The sequence below is a fragment of the Bacillus sp. C30 genome, assembly GCF_040838255.1.
GTDB lineage: Bacteria > Bacillota > Bacilli > Bacillales > Bacillaceae_G > Bacillus_A > Bacillus_A mycoides.
The window spans coordinates 1-2,674 of sequence record NZ_JBFPJH010000409.1 but is presented as its reverse complement, the minus strand read 5'-3'; the positions used below and the strand labels follow the sequence as shown (position 1 = coordinate 2,674).

Here is a 2,674-nt window from a genome sequence, read left to right as displayed (position 1 = left end):
GAAGATACCAATCGGTTGAAATAGAAACGATATTTTTGTGCAAATAAATATAATTCCTACAACCATCAGCACTTCTAATGTCCAAAAGTGCACTTTCGATTTCAAAAAAACGTCCTCCTTTAAACTAGCACTTCTCTTCATTGTACCAAATTAAACTTAGATTTCACATAATATTTTCCTTTACAATATTCCAAAATCCCATTAAATACACTACAATGAGATTACAGACAAATTTGCAGGTAAAGGTGATAAATATGACACAATGCATCATTTGCAGAAAAGATACGAAAGAACTTAGTGAACAATATGTCATTCCAGAGATATTATGTGGATATTATTTCATAAATTCAATTTGTGATTCATGTCATGAACATATGACAACAAATATTGATCGTCCTTTAATTAGACATAAATTAAGTCAATATAAGATTGAGCAAATGAAAAAACAAATCGATTCCCCTCTCTATACGAATGAACATGGTGAGGAGCTAGCAGCCGCTGAGACAGATGTAGTCGAAGTAAGTGATGAGATACTTTATTCCAATGCATTAATTATGAAACTATGTAAAAAGCACGATATTTCATTACATAATGAAATTTGGAAAGAAGAGCGCGTAACAAAAGTAGCTAGTTCTATTCAACGTGAATTGCTTTTAGATAACCGTAAATATAAAATGAGTGTATTAAAAATGGCTTATACTTTTGCTGTACAAACAATTGATGGCTACTTTGACGATCCAGATGCGATTGATATTTCTACCATTCTATTAAATGCCGATTTCATGGAATTAAAGGAAAAGAGTATCGTTCGTGACTTAAGCAAAAGCTCTTTATGGAATACATTAAATACAACGAGCGAAAACCATTACTTTATTTTACTTAGTGATAAAGACGGGCTATTCTGCTTCATTCGCCTATTTGATATTTTTGATGTTGTTGTTCATTTATCAGAAAAAAGATACAATCTTCCATCACCAATTGTCGGCGTAAATAATGTAGACAAAAAAGGATTTTTTGTGGAAAGTTTAAAACAGTATATGGATGGGCTATTTAAAGAAACTACACGTTCTATTTAATTGACACCAGAACATACGGTCTCCTTTCTTCATGAAAAGACACTGTGTTATAATGAGTATGAAAAGAACAATACAATCACATAAAACAATTAAAAACTGTATATAAATAAAAAAGACTAGTGTGCGGCTACACACTAGTCCACGTAACTTAGCAGATTGGATTGTTCATTTATCCTATTTGTTTCGTACAAACACAACAACCCACTTTCTATAGGCATAGGTGGGTTGTTATTTTTTGAGCTTGTCAATTAAGACGACAATAAACGTTAACAATGCAACGAGAAACAGTCCACCTTGCAGCAGCAACGCAATTTCACTCACGAATTATCACCCCCCTCCTACTTTGGAGAAGTGATAATTGAACAACCAACCACACCTTAAGTTACTATTTAATTTTACCATATTTTCTAATAGTTTACGATGAAAACCCGCAAGCTAGTAAGCTGCGAGTTTTTTTATTTTTCATTATTTTTTTAGTGCATATGCATCAGCAATCATTTCACCAACAATTTTATTTTCTTGTTTCTTTTCGTCTTTCAATAGTGGGAATAATAATTCTGCTACTTCATACGCTTCTTCTAAATGCGGATATCCCGATAAAACAAACGTCTCGATTCCTAACGCTTCATATTCTTTTATCCTTTTCGCTACTGTATGTGGATCTCCTACAAGTGCAGTACCTGCACCACCTCTTACAAGTCCGATACCAAACCATAAGTTAGGACTTATCTCTAACGAATCCCGTGTTCCTTTATTTAAATGTGTCATCCGTTTTTGACCGACTGAATCATATCTTGCAAATGTTTTTTGAGCGAGCTCAATTGTTTCATTATCTACATATTGAATTAACTTCTCAGCCTCTTCCCATGCTTCTTCCTCTGTTTCTCTTACAATTACATGTAATCTGATTCCGAATCGTACCGTACGCCCCTTCTCTTCTGCAAGTCTTCTTACTTCTTCTATTTTCTCTTTCACTTGCTTTGGCGGCTCTCCCCACGTTAAATATACATCACTATGTTCCGCTGCAACTTCTTTACCTGCAGCGGAAGATCCGCCAAAATAAATTGGTGGATACGGTGTTTGAACCGGAGGAAATACAACTTTACTATCCGTAACTTTAATATGTTTTCCTTCTAAAGAAATACTTTCACCTTGCAAGGTCGATTTCCAAACTTTTAAAAATTCATCCGCTACTTCATATCTTTCATCGTGTTCAAGATATAATCCATCTCCTTGCAATTCAACAGGATCTCCTCCAGCTACTACATTAATAAGTAGTCTCCCATCTGAGATTCTATCAAATGTAGATGCCATCCTCGCTGCAACTGTCGGTGACATTAGTCCTGGTCTAACTGCTACTAAAAATTTTAATTTCTCTGTCTCGGCTGCAAGTGCCGATGCTAATACCCATGGATCTTCACAACCTTGACCAGTTGGAAGTAACACACCAGTATATCCTAAATAATCAGCTGCCTGTGCAACTTGTTTATAATAACCATATTCAGCTGCTCTTCCTCTTTTTGTCGTTCCTAAATATCGACCATCTCCATAAGCTGGAATAAACCATAACAGTTCCATATCTTTACACACCCCTTATT

Annotated in this window: 4 protein-coding genes; 1 reads left to right on the top strand and 3 read right to left on the bottom strand. The window is 35.0% G+C overall.

The window, feature by feature from the left end; all coding sequences use genetic code 11:
- Positions 1-105 (bottom strand): hypothetical protein (locus AB3X49_RS23250; protein WP_483298791.1); only part of this gene is annotated, 105 nt, incomplete at its 3' end.
- 149 nt (positions 106-254) lie between these two features.
- Here AB3X49_RS23250 and AB3X49_RS21005 point away from each other — a divergent pair.
- Complete coding sequence (locus tag AB3X49_RS21005; protein WP_000189680.1) at positions 255-1,076, top strand: HNH endonuclease; 822 nt, start codon at positions 255-257, stop codon at positions 1,074-1,076.
- Between the two features lie 228 nt (positions 1,077-1,304).
- Here the strand turns inward: AB3X49_RS21005 and AB3X49_RS21000 are convergent, their stop codons facing one another.
- Both AB3X49_RS21000 and ssuD read right to left on the bottom strand, forming a co-directional pair.
- On the bottom strand, positions 1,305-1,397 hold the full coding sequence (locus AB3X49_RS21000) for a putative holin-like toxin (protein WP_001289319.1): 93 nt from the start codon (positions 1,395-1,397) through the stop codon (positions 1,305-1,307).
- A 144-nt stretch (positions 1,398-1,541) separates the two neighbouring features.
- Positions 1,542-2,654: an FMNH2-dependent alkanesulfonate monooxygenase gene (gene ssuD / locus AB3X49_RS20995; RefSeq protein ID WP_367964516.1), complete on the bottom strand. Its 1,113-nt coding sequence runs from the start codon at positions 2,652-2,654 to the stop codon at positions 1,542-1,544.
- Between the last annotated feature and the right edge of the window lie 20 nt (positions 2,655-2,674).

Coding starts and splice junctions, on each gene's coding strand:
- AB3X49_RS21005 (WP_000189680.1), top strand. CDS start 255: ATGACACAATGCATCATTTGCAGAAAAGATACGAAAGAACTTAGTGAA.
- ssuD (WP_367964516.1), bottom strand. CDS start 2,654: ATGGAACTGTTATGGTTTATTCCAGCTTATGGAGATGGTCGATATTTA.